The following is a 21,096-nucleotide window of genomic DNA, read 5'->3' as shown; positions in this document are numbered from 1 at the left end:
CGAATGGAACCGACTCCCCGGCCCAAGGAGTCCCAGGAGATCGACGCGGCGCTGCTCGACCACCCCTGCGTACGCCAGGCCCTGACGACCGCTGACGGCAGCGCCTCGTATGTGGTGCCCCGGGCCTGGACCGGGGACGAACTGCGTCCGGAGCAGCTCACCGACTGGCATCAGGTGTTCGAGTCCCTGTACGCCGCCCCGGAGCCGCTGCCCCTCGGGGAGCACTTCGGCGGCTGGTTCAGCACCTACGACGGCAGCCCCATCCCCCTGGACGAGATGCGTCAGTGGCGCGACGCGACGGTCGCCCGCGTCCTGGCCCTGCGCCCGCGCCGTCTGCTGGAGATCGGCGCGGGCAGCGGGCTGCTGCTCGCCGAACTCGCCCCGCACTGCGACGAGTACTGGGCCACGGACTACTCGGCCCGCGCGGTCGCGCTGCTCGACGACCGGCTGCGCGCGCACCCCTCGCTCGCCGGGCGGGTACGGCTGCGGTGTGCTCCCGCCCATGTCGTCGACGGACTGCCGGCCGGGCACTTCGACACCGTCGTGCTCAACTCCGTCATCCAGTACTTCCCCGACGACGGCCATCTGCTCGACGTCATCGGCCGGGCGCTCTCGCTCACCGCACCCGACGGCTCGCTCTTCCTCGGCGATGTGCGCACCGCCGCGCTCGAACGGTGCTTCCACTGCGCGGTCAGGCTCCACCGCGCCGACGGGACGCCGGACCGGGCCACGCTGCTGCGCGGCCTCGCCGACGGCCTGGCCCAGGACAAGGAGCTCCACCTCGACCCCGGGTTCTTCACCGCGCTGCCCGCCGTGTTCCCACGGATCACGGCGGTCGACCTCCAGATCAAGGAAGGGCCGGCGCACAACGAGCTGACGCGCTACCGGTACGACGTCGTGCTGCGTACCGCCCGCCCGACGGCCGGCTTCTCCGCCCGGCGGGTGCGCTGGGGTGCGGGCGCGGAGACGCTCGCGGAGGTGGCGGAGCTGCTGACCGGGCTACCCGCGGGGGCGGGGGCCCTGCGCCTGGAGTCCGTCCCGAACGCCCGGATCGCCGCCGAGGCCGCCGCCCTGTGCGCGCTCGACGCGGGCGCCGGCGTCGCCGCCGCGAAGGCGCTGCTCCACACCGCACCGCCGCCCTCGCTGCCCGAACCGGACGCCCTGCGGGAACTCGGTGCCCGTCTGGGGTACGCCGTGACCGTCGCCTGGTCACCGACCGATCCCACCGCCCTCGACGCGGTGTTCCGGCGGGACGGAGCACGGACGGCGAGCGGGGCAAACGAGGCGGACGAGGCAGGCGAGGCAGGCGAGGCGGACGCCGCGGGCGACCCGGTACCGCCCGGCGGTCACGGCCCGGCCGGGCCGCCCGCTCCCGGACGGCTGACGGAGTACGCCGCCACGCCCGCGGCCATCGACCCGACGGCACCCCTGGCCGCCGCGCTGAGGGCCCACCTCGCCGCCCGGCTGCCGGCCGGCCGGCTGCCGGGCGCCATCGTCGTCCTGCCCGAACTCCCGGCCGCGGACCAACTGCCCGCCCCGTTCCCGGTGGAGCACGACCCGCGGCCGGACGCCTGGGCATGGCGGCCGCTGCCCGACGGCCGGGCCGGGCTCTCACTGCGCCTGTCGGGCCGGGTGGACCGGGGAGCGTGGCTGAGCGCGCTGCGGGCGCGGATGGGCCCCTCGGTGCTGCTGCGGGCCCGCAACGCCGCCGCGGAATCGCTGCCCCGGCTGACCGGTGAACTGCCGGACGAGTCGGCGGCGCTGTTCGTCCTCGGTCCCGAGGAGCACCGGCTCACCATCGTCTCCCGGCGCCCCGGGGCGTACAGGGCGGGCGCGGGGCCTTTCGTCCGCGGCCTGGTGGCGGCGTACCACGCCCACCGCACCGGCCGGGCGGAGCCGCCGGGGTCCGTACCCGCCGGCTCCGGAGCGGAACCGTCCGGCCCGGTCGGCGCGCGCTTCACCCTCCCGGGCCTCGCGGTCCTCACCCCGCCGGATCCCGCGTCGGCTCGGTAGCCGCGACGGTGCCGGGGGCGGCGACCGCCGCTTCCGGCACCTCGCCGCCCACCACCCCGCCCTTGACGGTCAGTGACCGGACGTCCTTGCTGCACAGCGCCGCGAGGGTGACGGACAGGACCAGGCACACGCCGCCGAGGAGCGTCGCGCGCGAGCCGAAGCGCTCGGAGAGGGTGCCCGCCGTCATCTCACCGACGGGCAGGGCGAGGATCGAGCCGAGCATGTCGTACGAGTAGACCCGCGCGAGCCGGTCGGGCGGGACGTTCTCCTGGAGCGACACGTCCCAGGCGACCCCGAACTGCTCCAGCGCGAGGCCGTTGACGAACATCGCCACCACCAGCAGCGCCAGGGGGGCCGCCTCGGCCAGCGCGATCAGCGGCAGGGCGTCGAGGGCCACCACGGCCACGCCGATGCGCAGGGCGTGCCGGGAGCGGGACCGGCCCACCAGGAACCCGCCGATGAGCGCGCCGGCCATCTGTGTGGCCAGCACCAGTCCCCAGGCGGTACGCCCGTACGTGCTGTTGGCGATGGTCGGCCCGAGCACCTGGATGCCGCCCGCGGTCACGGCGTTCACCACGAAGAACTGGAGCACCACCACCCACACCCAGGTGCGTGCGGTGAACTCCGTCCAGCCTTCTCGGAGTTCGCGCAGCGGCTGGGAGGGCGCGTCCGGCGCCGACTTCGCCCGGGGCACCCGCACGCCGTGGTAGGCGAGGGCGGCTGCCGCGAACACGACGGCGTTGGCGGCCATGCCCCAGCCGGGGCTGAACACGGCCGTGATCATGCCGCCGACCGAGGCGCCGACGATCATGCCGGCGTTGACGCCCATACGGCTCAGGGCATTGGCGGCGCGCAACTCCCCGGCCGGAACGGTCTGCGGGACCAGCGAGGCCGACGCGGGCATCGACACGGCCGCCACCGCGCCGTTGACCACACTCAGCAGGATGAGCACCCCGAGCGAGGCGGACTCGGTGAGCAGCACCACCGCGACCGCCCCCTGTACCGTCGCGGCGGACAGGCTGGACCCCTGCAGGATGAGGGCCCGTGGCACACGGTCGGCGAGGATGCCGCCGAAGAGCACGAGGAGGACGTTGGCGATCGACCGCGAGCCGACGACGATCCCGACGTCGACCGCCGAGCCGGTCATGTCCAGAACGGCGAAGGCCAGGGCGATGGGCGCCATGGAGTTGGCGCAGTGGGTCATCGTGCGGCCGAACACCAGGTTGCGGAAGTTCCGGTGGCGTAAGGACGCCAGAACGGAGGCCCTCTCAGCTCGCTCGGTCACTCTGCGGTCCCCTTCCGGGCCATTTCGAACAGCATGAGCGTCGCGCTGGCACGTACGGTCCCGGGTGTGTCCGGCGGCCGGGCCTCGGCGTGCATGATCACCCCTAGCTCCCCGGCCAGTTCCCGCACCCGCTCCCACGCCTCGGGGGGCAGCCACATCTCGGCGTCGGTGAACGCCCCCGGCGATCCGGCCAACCGCTCGCGGCTGCGGCGCTGCAGCTCCTCGGAGAGGGCGGAGGCCAGCCCCGCGTAGTCGTCGGGCGAACCGGCGGAGACGGACTCCCCGCTCGCCGGATTGTGGCGGTACCGTTTGGCCCGGCCGCCGCGCACGGAGGCCTCCTCGACGATCTCCAGCAGGCCGGCGGCGTGGAGATGACGCATGTGGTAGCTGACGTTCGCCTGCGACTCGCCCAGCTCGCGGGCGGCCTCGCTGGCGCTCATGGCGTGCGCGGTGACCAGGGACAGCAGGCGCAGGCGCAGCGGATGGGCCAGCGCGCGCAGCCCGCTGAGCTCCGCGCGTCTCTCGGCGGCGGACATGGCCCCGAGTATCCGGTCCCGGCCGACGCACTGTCAAACACTTCTTTTGGGGTGCTCCCGGCGAGCCTGCCGGAGGAGCGACGCATGCACGCCGGGGCCTCCAACGCGCGGCTCCTTTTGGAGCAACGTACAAGATTTGGCGCGGCCACCGACGGGGGACTTCCGTGAATGGCGGCTCCTGAGCGAGAGTGACGCCCATCACGATACGGAAGTGAGTTTCCGCATCGTAGAACTCGCCCTGGAGGAATACCGTGCCACCGTCCGTACCGTCCCTGCCGCGGCGCGTCGCACGCACGCTGCGCACCTCACTGTTCGCGCAGGTCGCCTGTGCCCTCGTCCTCGGAGTCGCCGTCGGAAAGCTGTGGCCGGATGTCGCCACGGCCGCCCAGCCGCTCGGTGACGGCTTCGTCCGCCTCATCAAGGCGATGATCTCGCCCCTGGTGTTCTGCGTGGTCGTCGTCGGCATCACCAAGGCGGGAGACCTCAAGGCGTTCGGACGGATCGGCCTCAAGGCCCTGATCTGGTTCGAGGTCGCCACCACGCTGGCGCTGCTGGTCGGTCTGCTCGCCGGAAACCTCACCCAGCCCGGGGCCGGCATGAACGTCGACCCGTCCACGCTGGACGCGTCGGCGGTCGACGCGAAGACCGGCGGCGGGTCGCTGCCCTCGACGTCCGAGTTCATCCTGCACGCCCTGCCCGACAGCGCGGTCGGCGCGTTCGCCGAGAACTCGCTCCTCCAAGTCCTGGTGCTGGCCTGTCTGGTGGGAGCCGCCGTACTGCATCTGGGGCACACCAAAGTGCCCAAGATCCTGCCGGCCGTGGAGCAGGCCCAGGACGTCGTCTTCGCCATTGTCGGCTTCGTCATGAAGCTCGCCCCGCTGGCGGTCTTCGGCGCGACGGCCCACCTCGTGGGCGAGTACGGCGTCGGTGTGATGTCCACGTACGGCAAGCTCATCGCCGTCTGCTACGCCTCCGCGCTGGTCTTCCTGCTCCTGCTGGCCGTCGCGCTCAAATGGGTCGCCGGTATCAGTCTCTGGAAGTTCGTCCGCTACACCCGCGAGGAGATGCTGCTCGCCCTCGGCACCGCGTCCAGCGAGACCGTCATGCCCCGCATGATGCAGAAACTGCGTCAGGCCGGCTGCCGCGACGACGCAGTGGGCCTGGTCCTGCCCACCGGCTACTCCTTCAACCTCGACGGCGCCTCGATCTACCTCTCGATCGGCACCCTGTTCATCGCCGACGCGGTGGGCGTGGACCTGTCCCTCGGCCAGCAGATCACGGTCGTCCTGATCCTCATGCTGACGAGCAAGGGGATGGCGGGCGTGCCGGGTTCGGCGTTCCTGGCGCTGTCGGCGACCGCGTCGGCGCTCGGCGTCATCCCGGTGGGCGCCGTCGCGCTGCTCCTGGGCGTCGACCGCATCATGGACTCGATGCGCGTCGCCACCAACCTCCTCGGCAACTGCGTCGCCGTCTTCGCGGTCTCCCGGTGGGAGGGCGCGCTGGACACGGTCCGCGCCCGGAAGATGCTGGACGGCGAGATCACCTTCGTACCGGAGGAGGAGACAGCGCGGGAGAGGACACCGCAGGAGAAGACAGCGCGGGACAAGACACCGCGGGAAGAGATACGGCCGGAGAAGACGCCGGAGCACGGCACCACCGGACCGGCTCCTCGAAGCGTGAGCGGCGCGGGCGGTCCGGCCGCCGACCGGACGACCGCGGAGGTGAGTTCACCCGCGCTGAACGGCGAGCCCGAGGACGTCCCCCTGCCATGACCCCGGCATGCGCGTGAAGAGGCGGTGAGTTGAGCTCGGCGTGGCGGCGACAGGCCTTTCCCACGCCGAGTTCACCATCAGTCCCCGGACCGGGGCGGCCGATCGGGGTCGCCGCGTACGTGCGCGCGCACCCCTTGCAGCCCGAACAGGATGAGAAGCTCGACCGCGCCGCCGTCGGCGCTGCCCAGCCAGTGGGGCAGGGCGGTGTCGAACTCGGCCGCCTCTCCGGGCGGCAGCACCAGGTCGCGCTCCCCGGTCACGAGTCGCAGGCGTCCGCCGAGCACGTAGAGCCATTCGAAGCCCTCGTGGGTCTGCGGGGTCGGTGCGAGTGGCTTCGGCCGGGCCGGGATGATCATCTTGAACGCGTGCACGCCGCCCGGCCGCCGGGACAGGGGCACGAAGGTCATTCCGAACCGGCTGATCGGTTTGAGGTGGATCCGGGGGTCGCCGGTGCGCGGGGCGCCGACGAGGTCGTCCAGCGGAACGTCGTAGATACGGGCCAGCGGCAGCAGCAGTTCCAGGCTCGGCCGGCGCTGTCCGCTCTCCAGCCGGGACAGGCTGCTCTCCGAGACCCCGGTCATCGACGCGAGGGCGGCGAGGGTGACGCCCCGGTCCCGACGGAGCGCACGAAGCCGTGGTCCCACCGCCCCGAGCACGTCGTCGTCCGTCCGGTGATCCATGCGGCCATCTTGCCATTAACGCAAGATTCCGTGCCAGGTCCCGGGGTGCCTGGCAAGACTGCGGGCACACCGACCCCAAGGAGTCCTGATGAGCACCACCGAAGCCGTCGCGTTCTGGGGCGGCGTCCACGCTTCCCGGCCGGCGGCCGACGGCCCGCGGCCGAACGCTCGCCTCACCGAGACGGTGACGGGCCTGCCGTCCGGTGACGCGTTGGACCTCGGATGCGGCAACGGCGGCGACGCGCTGTGGCTCGCCCGTCGGGGGTGGCGGGTCACCGCCGCCGACCTCTCGCCCGTGGCGGTCGAGCGGCTCACCGCGCTCGCCCGTTCGCACGGCCTGGAGGACCGCGTCAGCGCCGTGCGGGTCGACCTGCGCACGTCCTTCCCGGCCGGCGCGTACGACCTGGTCTGCGCCCACTACCTGCACACCCCCTTCGAGCTGGACCGGGCGACCGTGCTGCGCTCGGCCGCGCACGCACTGCGCCCGGGCGGGCGGCTGCTGGTCGTCGACCACGGCTCGGCCGCCCCGTGGTCGTGGAACCAGGATCCCGGCGCCCACACCCCGAGCCCCCGGGAGGTCGCCGACGGGATCGGCCTGGCCCCGGAGACCTGGACGGTCGAGCGGGCCGACGCGCCCCGCCGGATCGCGACCGGACCGGACGGGCGCACCGCCGAGGTCACCGACCACGTCCTCCTCGTCCGCCGCGCCGCCTGACCCGGCGGCCGGTGCCCGCCCCCGACCACAGGACGGAGAGACCTCCATGCCCACCACCACACGCCGCGACCGCCACCGCCGCGACACCCCGCCGCCCCGGACCGCGAACGGCGAGATCGAGGTCCTGCGCGGATTCCTCGACTACCTCCGGGCCTCGATCGCCACGAAGGTCGACGGCGCTCCCGAGCCGCAGGTGCGCACCGCCGCGGTCCCGTCGGGCACGAACCTGCTCGGCCTGCTCAACCATCTGACGTTCGTCGAGCGTTCGGTGTTCCTCGGGGACGACGTCACCGACTGGCAGTCGACGTTCCACGCCGCGCCGGGGGACGGAGTGGCCGAGGTCGTCGCCCGCTACCGGGCCGCGGTCGAGCGCGCGAACGACGTGCTCGACGGGTGCGCCGATCCCGGCGCACCGGTCCCCCGGCCGCGGCCGGGCCGCCCCGCTCCCAGCATCCGCTGGGCACTCACCCACATGATCGAGGAGACCGGCCGGCACGCGGGCCACGCGGACATCCTCCGCGAGCTCGTCGACGGCACGACCGGCCGCTGATCCGCCGTCTCCCCTTCCCCCTACAGGTCCAGTACGGCCCAGAGCCGCCGCCCGTCCTCCGCGACATCCGTGCCGCACGTCGACGCACCCAGTTCGGCCAGCCGCGGCAGCACTTCCGCGTCGGTCACGGCCGGAGCCGCCTGATGCGAGAGGACGAGGATCAGCACCTGCCGGTTCTGCTCGGTCAGGTGGACGCTCACCCGCCGGCCCCCGTCCGCGACCGCGGTCCGCATGAGCACCGTCACCAGGTCCGCCGCCGTCCGGTCCGCCGTCGTGCGGCCCCATGCGCGGAGCTGTGCCAGGACGCGCCGCCGGGCGGTGGCCACCGACCACGGCGCCGATTCCAGCGTCCAGTTGGCGCCGCGCCGGTTCGCCATCGTCACCCGCCGGCGCGCGGTGACCAGCGGGCTCTTCGGCTTCGTGTCCGGCTCGGGCCGCGGTGGCTGCACGGGGCGCTTGGGCGGGGGCGGCGTCTTCGGCGGATAGTCCGGCAGGCGCTGCTCCGGTGGCGGTAACGGCATGCGTGCTCCCCGTTTCGACAGGGTGTCAGCGTATGCCGTAATCGGCTGTTACCGGCCGGTTCGGCCCCGGAAGGGTGACAGCGCGCCACCATGGACGTACGGCGGACGCGATCCGCGCGAAGCCGTACGTACGGCTTCGCGCGGGGCGGCCGGCCCCCGGCTACCCTTCCGGGGTGACGCAGCACCCCACGAACGAGCACCGCCCCGCGAACGACGGGCCGAAGGCCGCCGCCCGCAACCGGGCCGCCCTGATCTCCGCCGCCCGGGAGATCTACGCGGAGCACGGTCTGGACGCCCCGCTCTCCGCCGTCGCGCGGCGGGCCGGGGTCGGGCAGGGCGTTCTGTACCGGCACTTTCCCGACCGGGCCGCGGTGGCGACCGCCGTTCTGGAGGAGAACGTACGGCAGGTCGAGAAGGCGGCCGAGGACCTGACCTTCGCCGGCGTCCTCGGGGTGATGACCTGGCATCTGACGGAGTCGGCGGCCTTCATCGGGCTCCTGCACGCCGACGTGGCGAGCGGCTCCGGTGTCAGCGCGTACGCCCTGGCCCTGTCGGAACGGGTCGAGCGCGCCCTGCGGGGACATCTGCGGGACGGCCATCGGCTGGGCGCGGGCAACGACCTCATGCTGGCCGTCGCCATGGTCTCGGGAGCCGTCACCGGCCCCACCCGCGAGGAGCGGGAACGCCGGGCGCTGGCGGCCTGGCGGCTGCTCGACGTCGAGGTGGGACCGGTGCGGCCCTTCGAGGAGTGAGGGCGCGGTGGCGTCAGCCGCCGTTGGACTGCCGGACGCCTTCCGCCAGCGCGTCGAAGGTGTACAGGTATCCCCCGGCGGGCCCGCTGACGGTCATGTACGCCTTCCTCCCGCCGGGCGTGATGGCCACGTTCGTCGCCGACTCCAGCCCCTCGGCGCTGCCCGGGACCTCGACGGTCGCCAGGCGCTCACCGTGCTGGTTGTACACGACCATCGCGGCCCGGCCGTGCAGCCCCTGGTAGAGATTGCCGTCGGCGTCCACGGCGATCGAGTCGGTCTGGGCGATCCCGCCGTCGACGCGGATGGCGGTGTGCCGCGAGGTCACCGCTCCCTTCGCGTCGACGCCGAGATAGGAGATCCGGTTCTGGGTGAGTTCGCTGATCCACAGCCCGCGGTAGTCCACGTCGAACGAGATGCCGTTCGTCGCGGCCAGTCCGTCGGCGAGGACGGTGGCCTTCTCTCCGTCGCGGTCGATCCGCACCACACGGCCCTGGTCCTTGCCCTCGGACAGACCGCGTGTGTCGCTGACGTACAGGTTGCCCTCCCGGTCGAAGGCGAGGTCGTCGGGGTTCATCGGCGCTCCGTCGACCTCGCCCGAGAAGAACGTCCGCGGATCGCCGCCGTCCCGGGCCAGGCTCACGATCTCACCGCGGTAGTCGGTCAGGTAGAGCCGTCCGTCGTACGGGCTGAACTGCGCCGAGGTGTAGGCCCCCTGGCCGTCCGTGCGGACGGCGCGCGACGTCTTCTTCCCGACGTCGACCCGTATCACCTTCGGCTTGCCCTCGGGGGCGGTGACGTCGACGACGATCAGGCTGCCGTCCTCGTCGAAGGTCGGCCCCTCCAGCAGGGTCATCCCGGTCTCCTCGTGCGCCTTCGTCAGCTGCATCACCTTCTGCGCGCGGATGGTCCGGCCCGCGCCCGTGGCGGCCGTCGTGTCCCCTCGGTCGCCGGGGTCGCCTGTGTCCGTGCCGCATCCGGTGAGCGCCAGCGTGCCGACCGCGGCGAGCACGGCAAGGGATCGGATCGGGAGTCGTCGCATGGGGGGTCACTCTTCCTGTCCGTATGTCTGCGGTGGCGTCGGCAGGGAGCTTCGCGTGGGTCCGCCGGAGGGCGGACGTGCTCGTTCCGAGTGCCGCGGTACGCACCCGCACTCCAACCGGACAGCGTTGTCCGGTAGTTGCTACCGTAGCGGAAGGCCGCTCGTCCCGGGCGGCCCGTACGACGGCAGACCAACCGGATCGAGGGCCCCCACATGACGACTCCTCAAGCGCCGACCTCCGACGAACTCGCCGCACTGAGACAGCGTTACCACCTCGAACGCGAGCGGCGGGTACGGCCCGACGGCGCCGGCCAGTACCGGCCCACCGAGGCCGAGTTCGGCTACTACGCCGCCGATCCGTACGTGGGGGACGTGGCCGGGCGCGAGCCGCTGCGCGACACCGTCGACGTCGCCGTGGTCGGTGGCGGATTCGGCGGCATCCTCGCCGGGGCGCGGATGCGGCAACAGGGCCTGGAGCGCGTCCGGATCGTCGAGATCGGCGGCGACTTCGGGGGCACCTGGTACTGGAACAGGTACCCCGGCATCCACTGCGACATCGAGTCGCACGTATACCTGCCGCTGCTCGACGAGACCGGATACGTGCCCGAGTGGAAGTACGCGCCCGGCGAGGAGATCCGCCGCCACGCGATGCGGATCGCACAGAAGTACGACCTGTACCCGGACGCGCTGTTCTCCACCGGGGTCACGTCACTGACCTGGGACGATTCATCCGAGAAGTGGATCGTGGCCACCGACCGCGGCGACGCGTTCCGGGCCACGTACGTCGTCACCGCCACCGGCACCCTCTCGCAGCCGAAGCTCCCCGGGATACCCGGCATCGAGGACTTCAAGGGCCACACCTTCCACACCTCGCGGTGGGACTACGGCTACACGGGCGGCACCGCGGACGGCGGACTCACGGGGCTCTCGGAGAAGCGCGTGGGCGTCGTCGGCACCGGCGCCACCGGCATCCAGGTCATTCCGATGCTGGCCGAGGACGCCGGACACGTCTACGTCTTCCAGCGCACCCCCTCCACCGTGGACGTACGCGCCAACCGCCGCACCACCGCTCAGGACGTCGGCGCCGACCACGACGGCTGGGCACGCGAACGCCGCGACAACTATCTGCGCATCGTCTCCGGTGAGCCGGCCGAAGAGGATCTCGTGGCGGACCGCTGGACCATGTCGGCGGGTCTCCTGGAGAAGCTCCTGCCCAGCTTCCGCCGTCAGGGCGACCGCAAGACCTTCGAGGCCGCGTACGAGACCGCCGACGCAGCCAAGATGAACGAGCTCCGCACCCGCGTCGAGCGGACCGTCACCGACCCGGACACGGCGGAGAAGCTCAAGCCCTGGTACCGGTACGCCTGCAAGCGGCCCACCTTCTCCGACAAGTACTACCCGGCGTTCAACCGGGCCAACGTCACCCTGGTCGACACCGCCGACACCCACGGTATCGAGCGCGTCACCGAACACGGGGTCGTGGTCGGCGGCACCGCCTACGAGCTGGACTGCCTGATCTTCGCCACCGGTTTCTCCGTCGGTACCTCCGGCGTCCTCTCCGGCAAGCTCCCCGTCCACGGCCGGGAAGGAACCCAACTGCTGCACTCCTGGGCGCGACAGGGTCCGCGCACCCTGCACGGCTTCACCAGCAACGGCTTCCCGAACCTGATCCAGATGGGATCCATGCACAACGCCAGCAGCGTCAACTACACGCATATCCTCGACGAGCAGGCCGTCCATGCCGCCGCCCTCGTCGCGGCGGCCGAGGCCGAGGGGGCCCTCGTCGAACCGACCCGCGAGGCCGAGGACGACTGGATCGCCTACCTGTCGAAGGACGCCCCCGACCACGAGTGGTTCCACGCCGAATGCACCCCCGGCTACTACAACGGCGAGGGACGCGGCCGGCCGAACGGGCCGCGCGCCTACCCCTACGGCGCGTTCGCCTTCCATGAATTCCTCAAGCGCTGGCGCGAGGAGTCCCTGGGCGAGATCCTCCGGACCAGGACGCCCCAGCAGCCCTGAGGCGCGTACCGGACGTGTGCTCCGGGCCTTCCCGGGTGACCGGGGAGTGCCCGGGGCAGCGGCCGCCGGCCGCCGGCCCCCGCCCCGGGGCCGGCGGCCGGACCGTACCGGGCACTCCCCGGCGGTCACCCCTTTGCGCAGTACCGCTCGCGCCTCCTGCCCGCAGGCCATAGGACGGAGACTGCGGGCGACGCGCGGAGGAGTGGACCTGGATGCAGATCGTTGTCGACCTCAATCGCTGCCAGGGATACGCGCAGTGCGCGTTCCTCGCTCCGGAGGTTTTCGAACTGCACGGCGAGGAGGCTCTGATGTTCACACCCGCCGTCCCCGACGGCCGGCCCGCGCACGAGCGCGTGCGCCGGGCCGCGGCCGCGTGTCCGGTGCAGGCCATTCTCGTCGGCGAACGGGCGGGCCCCGGTGAAGGGTGAACCGAGGAGCGGCCGGATCGTCATCGTCGGGGCGTCCCTGGCCGGTCTGCGGGCCGCCGAGACGCTGCGCGCCAAGGGTTTCACCGGATCGCTGACCCTGGTCGGGGACGAGCCGGAGCCCCCGTACGACAGACCACCGCTCTCCAAGCAGGTCCTGCTCGGGCGGACGGGCGCGGCGGACACCGGGCTGCCGCGCCGCCGGAAGGTGGATGCCCGCTGGAAGCTCGGGGTGCGCGCCGAAGGGGTCGATCCGGTCGGTAAGCGAGTGATCCTCGCCGACGGCGAACGGCTGCCGTTCGACCGGCTGCTGATCGCCACCGGAACCCGGGCCCGTCCCTGGCCGAACCCCGGGGAAGCCCGTCTCGACGGCGTACTGACGCTGCGTACGAGCCAGGACGCGGCGGCGCTCTCGTCCCGGCTCGACGCCGGGCCGCGCCGGGTCCTGGTGATCGGCGCGGGGTTCACGGGCTCGGAGATCGCGTCCGCCTGCCGGGAGCGCGGCCTCGAAGTGACCGTCGCCGAGCGCGGGCCCTCACCGCTCGTCGGCGCGCTGGGCGGAACGCTCGGCGCGTTCGCCGCCACACTGCAGCGCGCGCACGGCGTCGATCTGCGCTGCGGTGTGACGGTCACCGCGCTGAAGGGCAGCAACGGACGGCTCACGGGCGCCGAGTTCTCCGACGGCGGCCGGATCGAGGCCGATGTCGCCGTGGTCGCCCTGGGCGCCGTACGGAACACCGAGTGGCTCGCCGGATCGGATCTGGCGGCGGGACCGCGGGGCGTCGCGTGCGACGCGGGATGCCGTGCCTTCAACATGTACGGGATCGTCACCGACGACGTGTTCGTCGCCGGTGACGTCGCCCGCTTCCCGCATCCGCTGTTCGAGTACCAGATGCTCACCCTCGAACACTGGGGCAACGCGATCGCGCAGGCCGAGGTGGCGGCCCACAACATGGTCACCACAGGGCCGGACCGGCGTCCGCACCTGGCGGTGCCCTCCTTCTGGTCCAGCCAGTTCGGCCTCAACATCAAGTCCGTCGGCGTACCGACCTTCTCCGACCACGTGGTCATCGCCCAGGGGTCGCTGCGGGAGGGCCGTCTCGTCGCGGTCTACGGCTACCGGGGACGCGTCACCGCGGCGGTCAGTGTGAACCGGGCCAAGTGGCTGGAGCACTACCAGCACCTCATCGAGACGGCGGCCCCCTTCCCGCCCGCGCGCGGCGCGGCCGACCGGCCCGAATCGGCCGAACCCGTCCCCTCCGACGTGCCGGACCCCCGGCAGCTCTCGCACGGCCCGACCGTGGCGCTCACCGGCCATCTGCCGGACCGGCGCCTGACCCTGGTCCGGCACGAACCAGCCCCCGCCGCCGCCCACCGTCCATGAGGAGCCCCGCGCATGCCCCCGGACACCCTTCTCCAGCGCATCACGGACTACGCGAACCGCGCCGACCCCTATCCGCTGTACGCCGAACTCCGCGAGAACGGGGTGACGCGGCAGACGGACGGCAGCTATCTGGTCGGTACGTACGAGGACATCGCCGCGCTGCTCCACGATCCGCGGATCAGCTCGGACTCCCGCAACCGCACCGACCAGGACACGGTCCCGCTGCTCCGGAGGGGCCCGCAGCCGGCGGCCTTCATCGGCCTCGACGACCCCGAGCACGACCGGCTCCGCCGTATCGCGATGCGGCCCTTCGGGCCGCCCCATTCCCCCGGCCGGATCGACGCCCTGCGCACGGACATCAGCAGGATCGCCGACGAGCTGCTCGACGGTTTCCGGGACAGGGACCGGATCGATGTCGTCGAGGACTTCGCCTACCCCCTGCCGGTCACCGTGATCTGCCGGCTGCTGGGGGTGCCGCACGAGGACGTGCCCCGGATCCGCGGCTGGACGAACGAGGTCGTCGCCAGTCTCGACCTGCGGCCCGGGAAGGACGGCGACGACCGCGCCGACAGGGGGCTGGAGGCCCGGCAGGCGATGGGCGCGTATCTCGGGGACCTCTCCGACCGGCGCCGGGACGATCCGTCGGACGACATGCTCTCCGCCCTCGTGCACGACTCCGGCCCCGACGGGCACCTCACCAGGGGTGAGCTGATGGCGACCGCGACGCTGCTGCTCATCGCCGGGCACGAGACGACGGTCAACCTCATCACCAACGGGGCGCTCACGCTCCTGCGCCACCCCGGCGCCCGGCGGCGACTGCGGGAGGACCCCGGGCTGATGCCCGGGGCCGTCGAGGAACTCCTGCGCTACGAACCGCCTGTTCATCTGCTCCCGCAGCGCACCCCGCTCGCCGATGTCGAGGTCTCGGAGGTCACCGTCCCCAAAGGCGCCCCGCTGATCCTCGTACTCGCCTCGGGCAATCGTGACCCGCTGCGGTTCGAGGAGCCGGACCGGTTCGACCCGGCCCGCGAGGACAACCAGCACTTCGGCTTCGGCGGCGGAGTCCACAACTGCTTCGGCGCGCCGCTCGCCCGGCTGGAGACCCAACTCGCCCTGCACGCGCTCCTCCCCCGGCTGGAAGGCTTCCAACCGGCCGAGGAGCCACCGTCGTACCGCAGCAGCCCGATCCTGCGCGGCCCCCGGCACCTGCGGATCGAGCGCGTGCCGGGCTCGTGACGACGGGGCGGGTACGTCAGAACGCGCGGCGGCCGATGGCGAAGGCTGCGCGGCGTACCTCGACGCCGAGTTGCTCGACGCGCTCGGCCGGAATGTCCTCCTGGTTGCCGGAGACCTGGACCGCGGCCGTCGGCGCCCCACCGGGTTCGGGGTCCGGGACGGGGGCGGCGACGGAGGCCATGCCGGGCTCGCGCTCGCCGCGTGCCTGGGAGTAGCCGAGGTCGCGGATCCGCTTGAGGTCGGCGAGGAAGCGGTCGCGGTCGAAGCCGGTGCCGTCCGCGTTGGCGGGATCGGTGAGCTGGTCGAGGAAGCGGCCGAGTTCGTCGGCGTCCATCCCGGCGGCGAGGGCCTTGCCCGCGCCGAGGTGCAGGGGCATCCGTTCGCCGATGGGCAGTTCGTACCGGAGCGGTCGGGCGCCGTCGACGCGGGCGAGCACCGCACGTACCCAGCCGATGCGCTTGAACAGCGACGCGGTCAGGCCGGTCTCGGCGGCGAGGTCCTGGAGGACGGGACGGGCGGCGGCGAGCAGCGGGCTGCTCGTCAGGTAGGCGTGCGCCCCGAAGATCAGGCCGACCCCGGGGCGGTAGCCGGTGGCATCGCGCTCGACCCGGCCGCGCGCCTCCAGCACGCTGAGGATGCGCTGGGTGGTGGCGACGGGAAGACCCGCCCGGCGGGCGATGTCACTCAGCCGCAGGGCATGGTGGCTCGTGTCGAGTACTTCGAGGACGTCGATGGCCCGTTCGAGGGAACGCATGCTGGTCGCTGGGGTCCTGGCCGGCTCCATGGGCGGGTCGACGCCTCCTCTTGTCCGCAGCTTTTCTGCATCTTCCCACGCAGTGGTGAAGGTGCCCGCGTTTCGGGAGCCGGCCTCTCCCGAGACGCGTTTCAGCGGATGGCGGTGGCCACAGGGATCCGGCGAGACCGAAGGCGGCCAGGGCCAGGCCCCAGACGCCCGCGGCGGTCAGCTGGACCAGGCCGCCGCGGCGCAGGCGCGTCACCGTGCCGGAGAACAGTCCGGCGGTGATCCCGCCGACCGCGACGGCCGAGAGGAACAGCCCGAGGGTTCCCGGGTCGCCGCCGAAGCGGACCTCGTTGACCAGCGGGAAGAGCGCGATCGGCATGGCGAGCAGCGTCGCGGACAGATCGGTGGCCATCGAGCCCCACAGCGTCGGGCGGCGCAGGACGATCCGCCAACCGCCGCGCTCCGGCCGGCGCCCGCCACCCGCCGTACCGGCGCCCTCGGGCCTCATGGCCGGGAGGCGGATCACCATGAGCGCCGCGACCGCGACGGCCAGGGCATGCGCGGCGTAGGCGGCGGGCAGGCCCCAGCGGGCGATGACCAGTCCGGCCAGCGCGGGCCCGGCCAGCATCGCCGCCTGGAAGGAGACGTTGGTCAGGGCGAGACCGGCCGCGACCTGGTCGGCCGGCAGCAGCCGGACCGGGAAGGTGCGCCGGGCGGGGGCGCCGAGCGCACCGCACGCGGTCCCCAGCGCGACCAGGCCGAGGAGGAGTGCCACGTTCCGGTTGTCCGTCAGCGCCTGGGCGCAGAGCCCCCCGGCGGCCAGCAGCTGGCCGACGCTGGTGGCGCGGACCACCGTACGGCGGTCGACGGTATCGGCCAACGTGCCGCCGAGCAGTCCGAAAAGCACCGTCGGCAGGCCGGTGGCGAGCCCGATGACGCCGGTGCCCACCGGGCTGCCGGTCAGGTCCCAGACCTGGGCCAGCACCGCCACGGTGGCCGCCTGCCCGCCGAGTTGCGAGGCCGCGGAGCCGATCCACAGATCGCGGAACGGCCTGCTGCCGCGTAGCGGACGGGTGTCGAGGAACCGGACACGCCCCTTCACCGGGGTGGTTCGACGAGGTGGTCGAGGACGCGCTGCCGCATCGACCTGCGCTCCAGCGCCCGCCGCACCTCCTCGACCACGGCGGTCATCGCGTACGGGATCTCGCCGTCCAGCTCGGCGACCGTCGCGTGCGTGGCGCGCCACTCGGCCTCCAGGAACGGCACCAGGGACCGGCCGCGCCCGGTGAGGTCGATCCGCCGTGTGCGGGCGTCGGGCCCCGGCTCGGAGACGACCAGTCCCTCCTTGCGCAGGGCGGCGACGGTCTGGCTGATCGCGGAGTGCGACCGTCCGAGGGACTCCGCGAGCTCACGGATGGTCAGGGGACCGGTGTGGGCGAGCCGGATCAGCGGGTAGGCGAACCGCGGCCGCACCCCCTCGATGCCACGCGCGACGTAGACCTGCTCGATCTCGGCGTCCATGGCGGCCAGCAGTTCGTGCAGCGGCTGCCAGGGATCGGGCAGCGCCGTGGGGTCGGAAGATGTCACAGCGCTAATATAACAGCGCTGCGACAATGGCGGGAGGGGAGCCGGGCGGCCCGTACGCGCCGGAGACCGCCGCCCGGGAGGACCCCGGCCGCACCCCTCCGGCGCCCTGTCCGGGGGCGCCTCAGAGCCAGCCCTGTCCGGGGGCGCCTCAGAGCCAGCCCTGTCCGCGGGCGATGCGCGCGGCGGCCCGACCGTTCGCCGCGCCCAGCTTCGTCGCGGCGGCGGAGAGGTGGTCACGGACGGTTCCGGCGGAGAGCGAGGTACGGGAGGCGATCTCCGCGACCGGCACCCCCTCCTCGGCGTACGAGAGGAGTTCCGCCTCACGGGGTGTCAGGGGGGACGCGCCGGCGTCGATGGCGTCGGCGGCGATGTCCGGGTCGATGTAGCGGTGGCCGGTGTGAACGGTACGGATGATCTGTGCCAGGTGCCTTGCGGACACCGTCTTGGACACGAAACCGAGCACGCCGACGCTCAACGCGCGGTTCAGCGCACCGGCGCGGGCGTGGCCGGTGACGATCACCGAAGCGCAACCGGGCGCGAGGGTGCGCAGTCGCTCCGCGACCGTCAGCCCGTCGAGGCCGGGCATCTGGAGGTCGAGAACGGCGACGTCGGGCCGGTGTGTACAGGCGAGGTCCACGGCCGCGTCGCCCGTTCCGGCCTGCGCCACGACGGTGATGTCGTCCTCCAGGGCGAGCAGGGAGGCGAGCGCGCCCCGGATGAGGTGTTCGTCGTCCGCCAGCAGGACCGTGATCATTCGCCTTCCTCCCACGGGATCTCCGCGGTAAGCCGGAAGACCCCGCCGGGGTACTGCTCGGTGGTCAGCGTGCCGTTCACCGCCGTCAGGCGTTCCTTCAGGCCGGCCAGGCCGGTGCCGGCACCGGGGGGCGTGTCGGACGCGCCGTCGTTCTCCATCAGCAGCAGGGCCGCGGTCAGGCCCGCCGTGCGCAGGGACATCGTGCAGCGGGACGCGCCCTGCGCGTGGCGGAGCACATTCGTGGTCGCCTCACGGACCACCCAGCCGAAGGCCGCCTGCACCTCGCCGGGCAGGCGGGCCGCCGGACCGTATTCGATGCGGCAGTCGATGCCCGCCGCCTCCAGGACGGAGCGTGCTCCGGCGAGTTCGGTGTGCAGGTCGGCGGTACGGTACCCGCGGACCACCGACCGGATCTCCCGCTGCGATTCCTGCGCGATGCGCTGCACCTCCAGCATCTGCTCCACCGCCTCGGGCCGGCCGCGCCGCGCCAGCTGTGCGGCGAGTTCGCTCTTGAGCGCCACGACCGCGAGATTGCGGCCCAGCACGTCATGGAGGTCACGGCCGAAGCGCAGCCGCTCCTCCGCCACGGCGAGCCGCGCCTGGGTCTGGCGTGCCGCGGCCAGTTCCTCGATCAGCCGGACTCCCCAGCCGGTGGCCCGGAACGCCGCGGCCAGGAACGGCGCCATGAACACGGCGGCCCCGGCCACGAGCCCCAGCTGCGGGCCGGAGAGCCCGGCCGCCACGCTGCCTCCCACAATGGCCACCGAGACCACCGCGACCAGCGTCGCGCCGGCGCGGCGCGACAGTGCCAGGGCGCACGGGCCGGCGTAGAGCATCAGCAGCCAGAACAGGTAGGGCGCCAGACCTTTGTCATCGATGTGGCCGGTGGCCAGCAGCACACATCCCAGGGCGGTCATGGCCGCGGTCAGGGTCGTGTACGCCGCGAGCAGCAGGTCGGGCCGGGGACCGGAGCCGAGGTAGCGCTGCAGGGCCGCGCGGCAGAGCAGCACCTGGACGGCGGCGTGCGCCCCGCCCAGTACGGCGACGGACACCAGATTGGCCGTACCGGTGTCCGTCTGCGCCACCCAGAGCGCCCACAGGCCGAGCTCGAAGACCGCGAAGTAGGCGACCGTGACGAGCGCGTACTTGCGGTACCGGCTGGGGCCGTCCGGGCCGCCGAGACGTTCCACCCAGTCGTCCACATTCAAGTTCATGCCCATGCTCATGTTCATGTTCGCGGTCCCAGCTCCCTTGTCCCACGGTCCGTTGTACTCAATGGCGAGGGCTCCAGCGGAACCACCGCCGCACGCCGAGGGCCGCCGCACCGGTCCAGGCCAGCGCGACGAGCACCGCGCGGCCCTGGTCCGGGCCGCCGAGCTCGCCGGTCCAGCCGCCCTGCAGGAGATCCATGACGGGCGAGAACGGCAGCCAGGCACCGATGTCCGCCACCACACCGGGCAGCGCCCCGCGCGGCAGGAAGACCCCGGATCCGGCCATGCTCACCAGCAGGAACGGCAGGAACGTCAACTGTGCACTCTCCGCGGTCCTGGTGAAGGCGGCCGTCAGCGCGGCCCCGGCCACGAGCAGTACCACACCCAGCAGCAGGCCGAGAACGAGCAGGTGCGGGGCTTGCGGCAGGGGTGGGTCCAGGACCACTGTCAGACCGACGGCCAGCAGCACGCACTGGACCAGCGCCAGCACCACGGCCGGGAGCGCGGCACCGGCGAGGATCTCCACGTCGCGCACCTCACCCGTGCGCAGCCGCTTGAGCACCAGGCTCTCGCGGCGCGTGACGTACACGCCGACCAGGTTCGTGTAGATGGAGAACAACAGGGCCATGGCCAGAGTGCCGGTGAGGAGGACGGTCGCGATCGACAGGCCGGTGCCGCCCAGGTCGAGGCCGTTGACCAGGCTGCGCGACGAGAGGGCCGTGACGGCGGGCAGCGCGAGCGCCGTGACCAGGGAGGCCCTGCTGCGCAGCAGGAGCGCCAGCTCCGCGCGGCCGAGGGCGGCCATGCGGGTCGCGGCACCGGATCGTACGCGCGCGGCGGCGGCCGGTCGGACAGGGGCGGTCGTCGTCATCGTGTCTCCTCGGTGTGCAGGTTCTTGGCGATCTCCATGAACGCCTCCTCCAGCGATGCGGACCGGGCGTCCAGGGCGCGCAGCGCGATCCCGGTGCGGTGCGCCCAGACGAGCAGTTCGGTGGCGGTGCGCTGCAGGTCCCGGGTCTCCAGGCGTACGGTCCGGCCCGCGGTCTCATGGCGGGTCACGCCCATCGGCGCGAGCGGCGGCAGTTCCCCCAGGAAGCGGTCCTGGGGGAGTTCGAAGCTGATCCGGGAGGGCTGTTCGGCCACCACGTCGGCCACCCGCCCGGTGGTGGCGATCAGCCCCTGGTGCATGATCGCCAGCCGGTCGGCCAGTTGTTCCGCCTCGTCCAGGTAGTGGGTGGTGAGCACCACGGTCGTGCCCTGGGCCTTCAGTTCGCGGATCAGCTCCCAGGTGTCGTGGCGGGACTGCGCGTCGAGGCCGGTCGTCGGCTCGTCGAGGAACAGCACCTCGGGGTGGCCCAGCAGGGCGAGCGCGAGATCGAGGCGGCGGCGTTCACCGCCGGAGAGCTGCTTGACCCGCACCGTGGCGCGGTCGCCGAGACCGGTCAGTTCCAGGACCTCGCCCACGGGACGGGCGTCGGTGGTGCACCCCGCCCACATCCGTGCGGTCTCCAGGACCGTCAGCTCCGAAGGGAATCCGCCCTCCTGGAGCATCACCCCGGTGCGCGGCCGCACGGCCGCACGGTCGCGGAACGGGTCCCGGCCCAGGACCCGGACGGTCCCGGCGGTGGGGGCCGCCTGGCCCTCCAGGATTTCGAGTGTCGACGTCTTGCCGGCTCCGTTGGTTCCCAGCAGCGCGAAGAGTTCTCCGCGGGCGACCGTGAAGTCGATGCCGCGTACGGCGTCGAAACCCCGGTAGCTCCGCCTCAGTCCGACGGCTTCGATGACTGTGTTCATGCCCTCCACACTCCCGGCGATTCGAGGCGGACGGCAGTGCGGTCTGTCATGGGTTCGCATGACAGACGTCATGCGAAC

General features: G+C 72.8%; 21 protein-coding genes. 9 read left to right on the top strand and 12 right to left on the bottom strand.

Annotated elements, in window-relative coordinates:
- The first annotated feature begins 3 nt into the window (after nucleotides 1–3).
- The gene (locus tag AB0P17_RS40595; protein ID WP_365819663.1) at nucleotides 4–2,013 is read left to right on the top strand and encodes a class I SAM-dependent methyltransferase; all 2,010 of its coding nucleotides are present in this window, start codon (nucleotides 4–6) and stop codon (nucleotides 2,011–2,013) included.
- Here the strand turns inward: AB0P17_RS40595 and AB0P17_RS40590 are convergent.
- Nucleotides 1,982–3,298: an MFS transporter gene (locus AB0P17_RS40590; RefSeq protein WP_365819661.1), complete on the bottom strand. Its 1,317-nt coding sequence runs from the start codon at nucleotides 3,296–3,298 to the stop codon at nucleotides 1,982–1,984. The two genes, AB0P17_RS40595 and AB0P17_RS40590, sit on opposite strands and share 32 nt — an antisense overlap.
- Nucleotides 3,295–3,834: a helix-turn-helix domain-containing protein gene (locus tag AB0P17_RS40585; RefSeq protein ID WP_365819659.1), complete on the bottom strand. Its 540-nt coding sequence runs from the start codon at nucleotides 3,832–3,834 to the stop codon at nucleotides 3,295–3,297. The genes AB0P17_RS40590 and AB0P17_RS40585 overlap by 4 nt, the downstream gene beginning before the upstream one ends.
- Before the next feature lie 251 nt (nucleotides 3,835–4,085).
- Here AB0P17_RS40585 and AB0P17_RS40580 point away from each other — a divergent pair, with 251 nt between their 5' ends.
- Nucleotides 4,086–5,606, top strand: coding sequence for a cation:dicarboxylase symporter family transporter (locus tag AB0P17_RS40580; protein WP_365819657.1), 1,521 nt, complete (start codon nucleotides 4,086–4,088; stop codon nucleotides 5,604–5,606).
- 77 nt (nucleotides 5,607–5,683) lie between these two features.
- On the opposite strand, the gene AB0P17_RS40575 is transcribed toward AB0P17_RS40580, so the two are convergent.
- Nucleotides 5,684–6,286 (bottom strand): XRE family transcriptional regulator, encoded by a 603-nt coding sequence (locus tag AB0P17_RS40575; RefSeq protein ID WP_365819655.1) that lies wholly within the window; start codon nucleotides 6,284–6,286, stop codon nucleotides 5,684–5,686.
- 88 nt (nucleotides 6,287–6,374) lie between these two features.
- Here AB0P17_RS40575 and AB0P17_RS40570 point away from each other — a divergent pair, with 88 nt between their 5' ends.
- Nucleotides 6,375–7,001, top strand: coding sequence for a class I SAM-dependent methyltransferase (locus AB0P17_RS40570; protein WP_365819653.1), 627 nt, complete (start codon nucleotides 6,375–6,377; stop codon nucleotides 6,999–7,001).
- A gap of 46 nt (nucleotides 7,002–7,047) precedes the next feature.
- Nucleotides 7,048–7,551 (top strand): DinB family protein, encoded by a 504-nt coding sequence (locus AB0P17_RS40565; protein ID WP_365819651.1) that lies wholly within the window; start codon nucleotides 7,048–7,050, stop codon nucleotides 7,549–7,551.
- A gap of 20 nt (nucleotides 7,552–7,571) precedes the next feature.
- Here AB0P17_RS40565 and AB0P17_RS40560 read toward each other — a convergent pair whose 3' ends face one another.
- The gene (locus AB0P17_RS40560) at nucleotides 7,572–8,072 is read right to left on the bottom strand and encodes a hypothetical protein (RefSeq protein ID WP_365819649.1); all 501 of its coding nucleotides are present in this window, start codon (nucleotides 8,070–8,072) and stop codon (nucleotides 7,572–7,574) included.
- 173 nt (nucleotides 8,073–8,245) lie between these two features.
- On the opposite strand from AB0P17_RS40560, the gene AB0P17_RS40555 reads away from it, so the two are divergent.
- Nucleotides 8,246–8,824 (top strand): helix-turn-helix domain-containing protein, encoded by a 579-nt coding sequence (locus AB0P17_RS40555; protein ID WP_365819647.1) that lies wholly within the window; start codon nucleotides 8,246–8,248, stop codon nucleotides 8,822–8,824.
- Between the two features lie 13 nt (nucleotides 8,825–8,837).
- On the opposite strand, the gene AB0P17_RS40550 is transcribed toward AB0P17_RS40555, so the two are convergent.
- Nucleotides 8,838–9,863 carry an SMP-30/gluconolactonase/LRE family protein gene (locus AB0P17_RS40550; RefSeq protein WP_365819645.1) on the bottom strand — a complete coding sequence of 342 codons (1,026 nt, stop codon included), beginning with the start codon at nucleotides 9,861–9,863 and terminating at the stop codon, nucleotides 8,838–8,840.
- Between the two features lie 213 nt (nucleotides 9,864–10,076).
- Here AB0P17_RS40550 and AB0P17_RS40545 point away from each other — a divergent pair, with 213 nt between their 5' ends.
- The 4 genes from AB0P17_RS40545 to AB0P17_RS40530 all read left to right on the top strand — a co-directional run bounded on the left by AB0P17_RS40545 (nucleotide 10,077) and on the right by AB0P17_RS40530 (nucleotide 14,930).
- Entirely contained in the window at nucleotides 10,077–11,885 is a 1,809-nt protein-coding gene (locus AB0P17_RS40545) for an NAD(P)/FAD-dependent oxidoreductase (RefSeq protein ID WP_365819643.1), read from the top strand.
- Between the two features lie 212 nt (nucleotides 11,886–12,097).
- Nucleotides 12,098–12,313 carry a ferredoxin gene (locus AB0P17_RS40540; protein ID WP_365819641.1) on the top strand — a complete coding sequence of 72 codons (216 nt, stop codon included), beginning with the start codon at nucleotides 12,098–12,100 and terminating at the stop codon, nucleotides 12,311–12,313.
- Nucleotides 12,303–13,694 (top strand): FAD/NAD(P)-binding oxidoreductase, encoded by a 1,392-nt coding sequence (locus AB0P17_RS40535; RefSeq protein ID WP_365819639.1) that lies wholly within the window; start codon nucleotides 12,303–12,305, stop codon nucleotides 13,692–13,694. Before AB0P17_RS40540 ends, AB0P17_RS40535 begins: the two co-directional genes overlap by 11 nt.
- Before the next feature lie 12 nt (nucleotides 13,695–13,706).
- Nucleotides 13,707–14,930: a cytochrome P450 gene (locus tag AB0P17_RS40530; RefSeq protein WP_365819637.1), complete on the top strand. Its 1,224-nt coding sequence runs from the start codon at nucleotides 13,707–13,709 to the stop codon at nucleotides 14,928–14,930.
- A 16-nt stretch (nucleotides 14,931–14,946) separates the two neighbouring features.
- On the opposite strand, the gene AB0P17_RS40525 is transcribed toward AB0P17_RS40530, so the two are convergent.
- The 7 genes from AB0P17_RS40525 to AB0P17_RS40495 form a co-directional block, all read right to left on the bottom strand.
- Nucleotides 14,947–15,684 carry an IclR family transcriptional regulator gene (locus AB0P17_RS40525; RefSeq protein ID WP_365819635.1) on the bottom strand — a complete coding sequence of 246 codons (738 nt, stop codon included), beginning with the start codon at nucleotides 15,682–15,684 and terminating at the stop codon, nucleotides 14,947–14,949.
- A complete protein-coding gene (locus AB0P17_RS40520; protein ID WP_365819633.1) occupies nucleotides 15,611–16,774 on the bottom strand; it encodes an MFS transporter in 1,164 nt (387 codons plus the stop codon). Before AB0P17_RS40520 ends, AB0P17_RS40525 begins: the two co-directional genes overlap by 74 nt.
- Nucleotides 16,771–17,259: a MarR family transcriptional regulator gene (locus AB0P17_RS40515; RefSeq protein ID WP_365819630.1), complete on the bottom strand. Its 489-nt coding sequence runs from the start codon at nucleotides 17,257–17,259 to the stop codon at nucleotides 16,771–16,773. The genes AB0P17_RS40520 and AB0P17_RS40515 overlap by 4 nt, the downstream gene beginning before the upstream one ends.
- A 148-nt stretch (nucleotides 17,260–17,407) precedes the next feature.
- On the bottom strand, nucleotides 17,408–18,013 hold the full coding sequence (locus AB0P17_RS40510; protein WP_365819628.1) for a response regulator transcription factor: 606 nt from the start codon (nucleotides 18,011–18,013) through the stop codon (nucleotides 17,408–17,410).
- On the bottom strand, nucleotides 18,010–19,227 hold the full coding sequence (locus tag AB0P17_RS40505; RefSeq protein WP_365819626.1) for a histidine kinase: 1,218 nt from the start codon (nucleotides 19,225–19,227) through the stop codon (nucleotides 18,010–18,012). Before AB0P17_RS40505 ends, AB0P17_RS40510 begins: the two co-directional genes overlap by 4 nt.
- 58 nt (nucleotides 19,228–19,285) lie before the next feature.
- Nucleotides 19,286–20,095 carry an ABC transporter permease gene (locus tag AB0P17_RS40500; protein WP_365819624.1) on the bottom strand — a complete coding sequence of 270 codons (810 nt, stop codon included), beginning with the start codon at nucleotides 20,093–20,095 and terminating at the stop codon, nucleotides 19,286–19,288.
- Nucleotides 20,092–21,018 carry an ABC transporter ATP-binding protein gene (locus AB0P17_RS40495; RefSeq protein WP_365819622.1) on the bottom strand — a complete coding sequence of 309 codons (927 nt, stop codon included), beginning with the start codon at nucleotides 21,016–21,018 and terminating at the stop codon, nucleotides 20,092–20,094. Before AB0P17_RS40495 ends, AB0P17_RS40500 begins: the two co-directional genes overlap by 4 nt.
- Nucleotides 21,019–21,096: the final 78 nt, after the last annotated feature.

The sequence above is a fragment of the Streptomyces sp. NPDC088124 genome, from assembly GCF_040685895.1.
Lineage (GTDB): Bacteria > Actinomycetota > Actinomycetes > Streptomycetales > Streptomycetaceae > Streptomyces.
The sequence above is the reverse complement of the archived record's forward strand: the minus strand, read 5'-3'. Positions and strand labels throughout refer to the sequence as shown.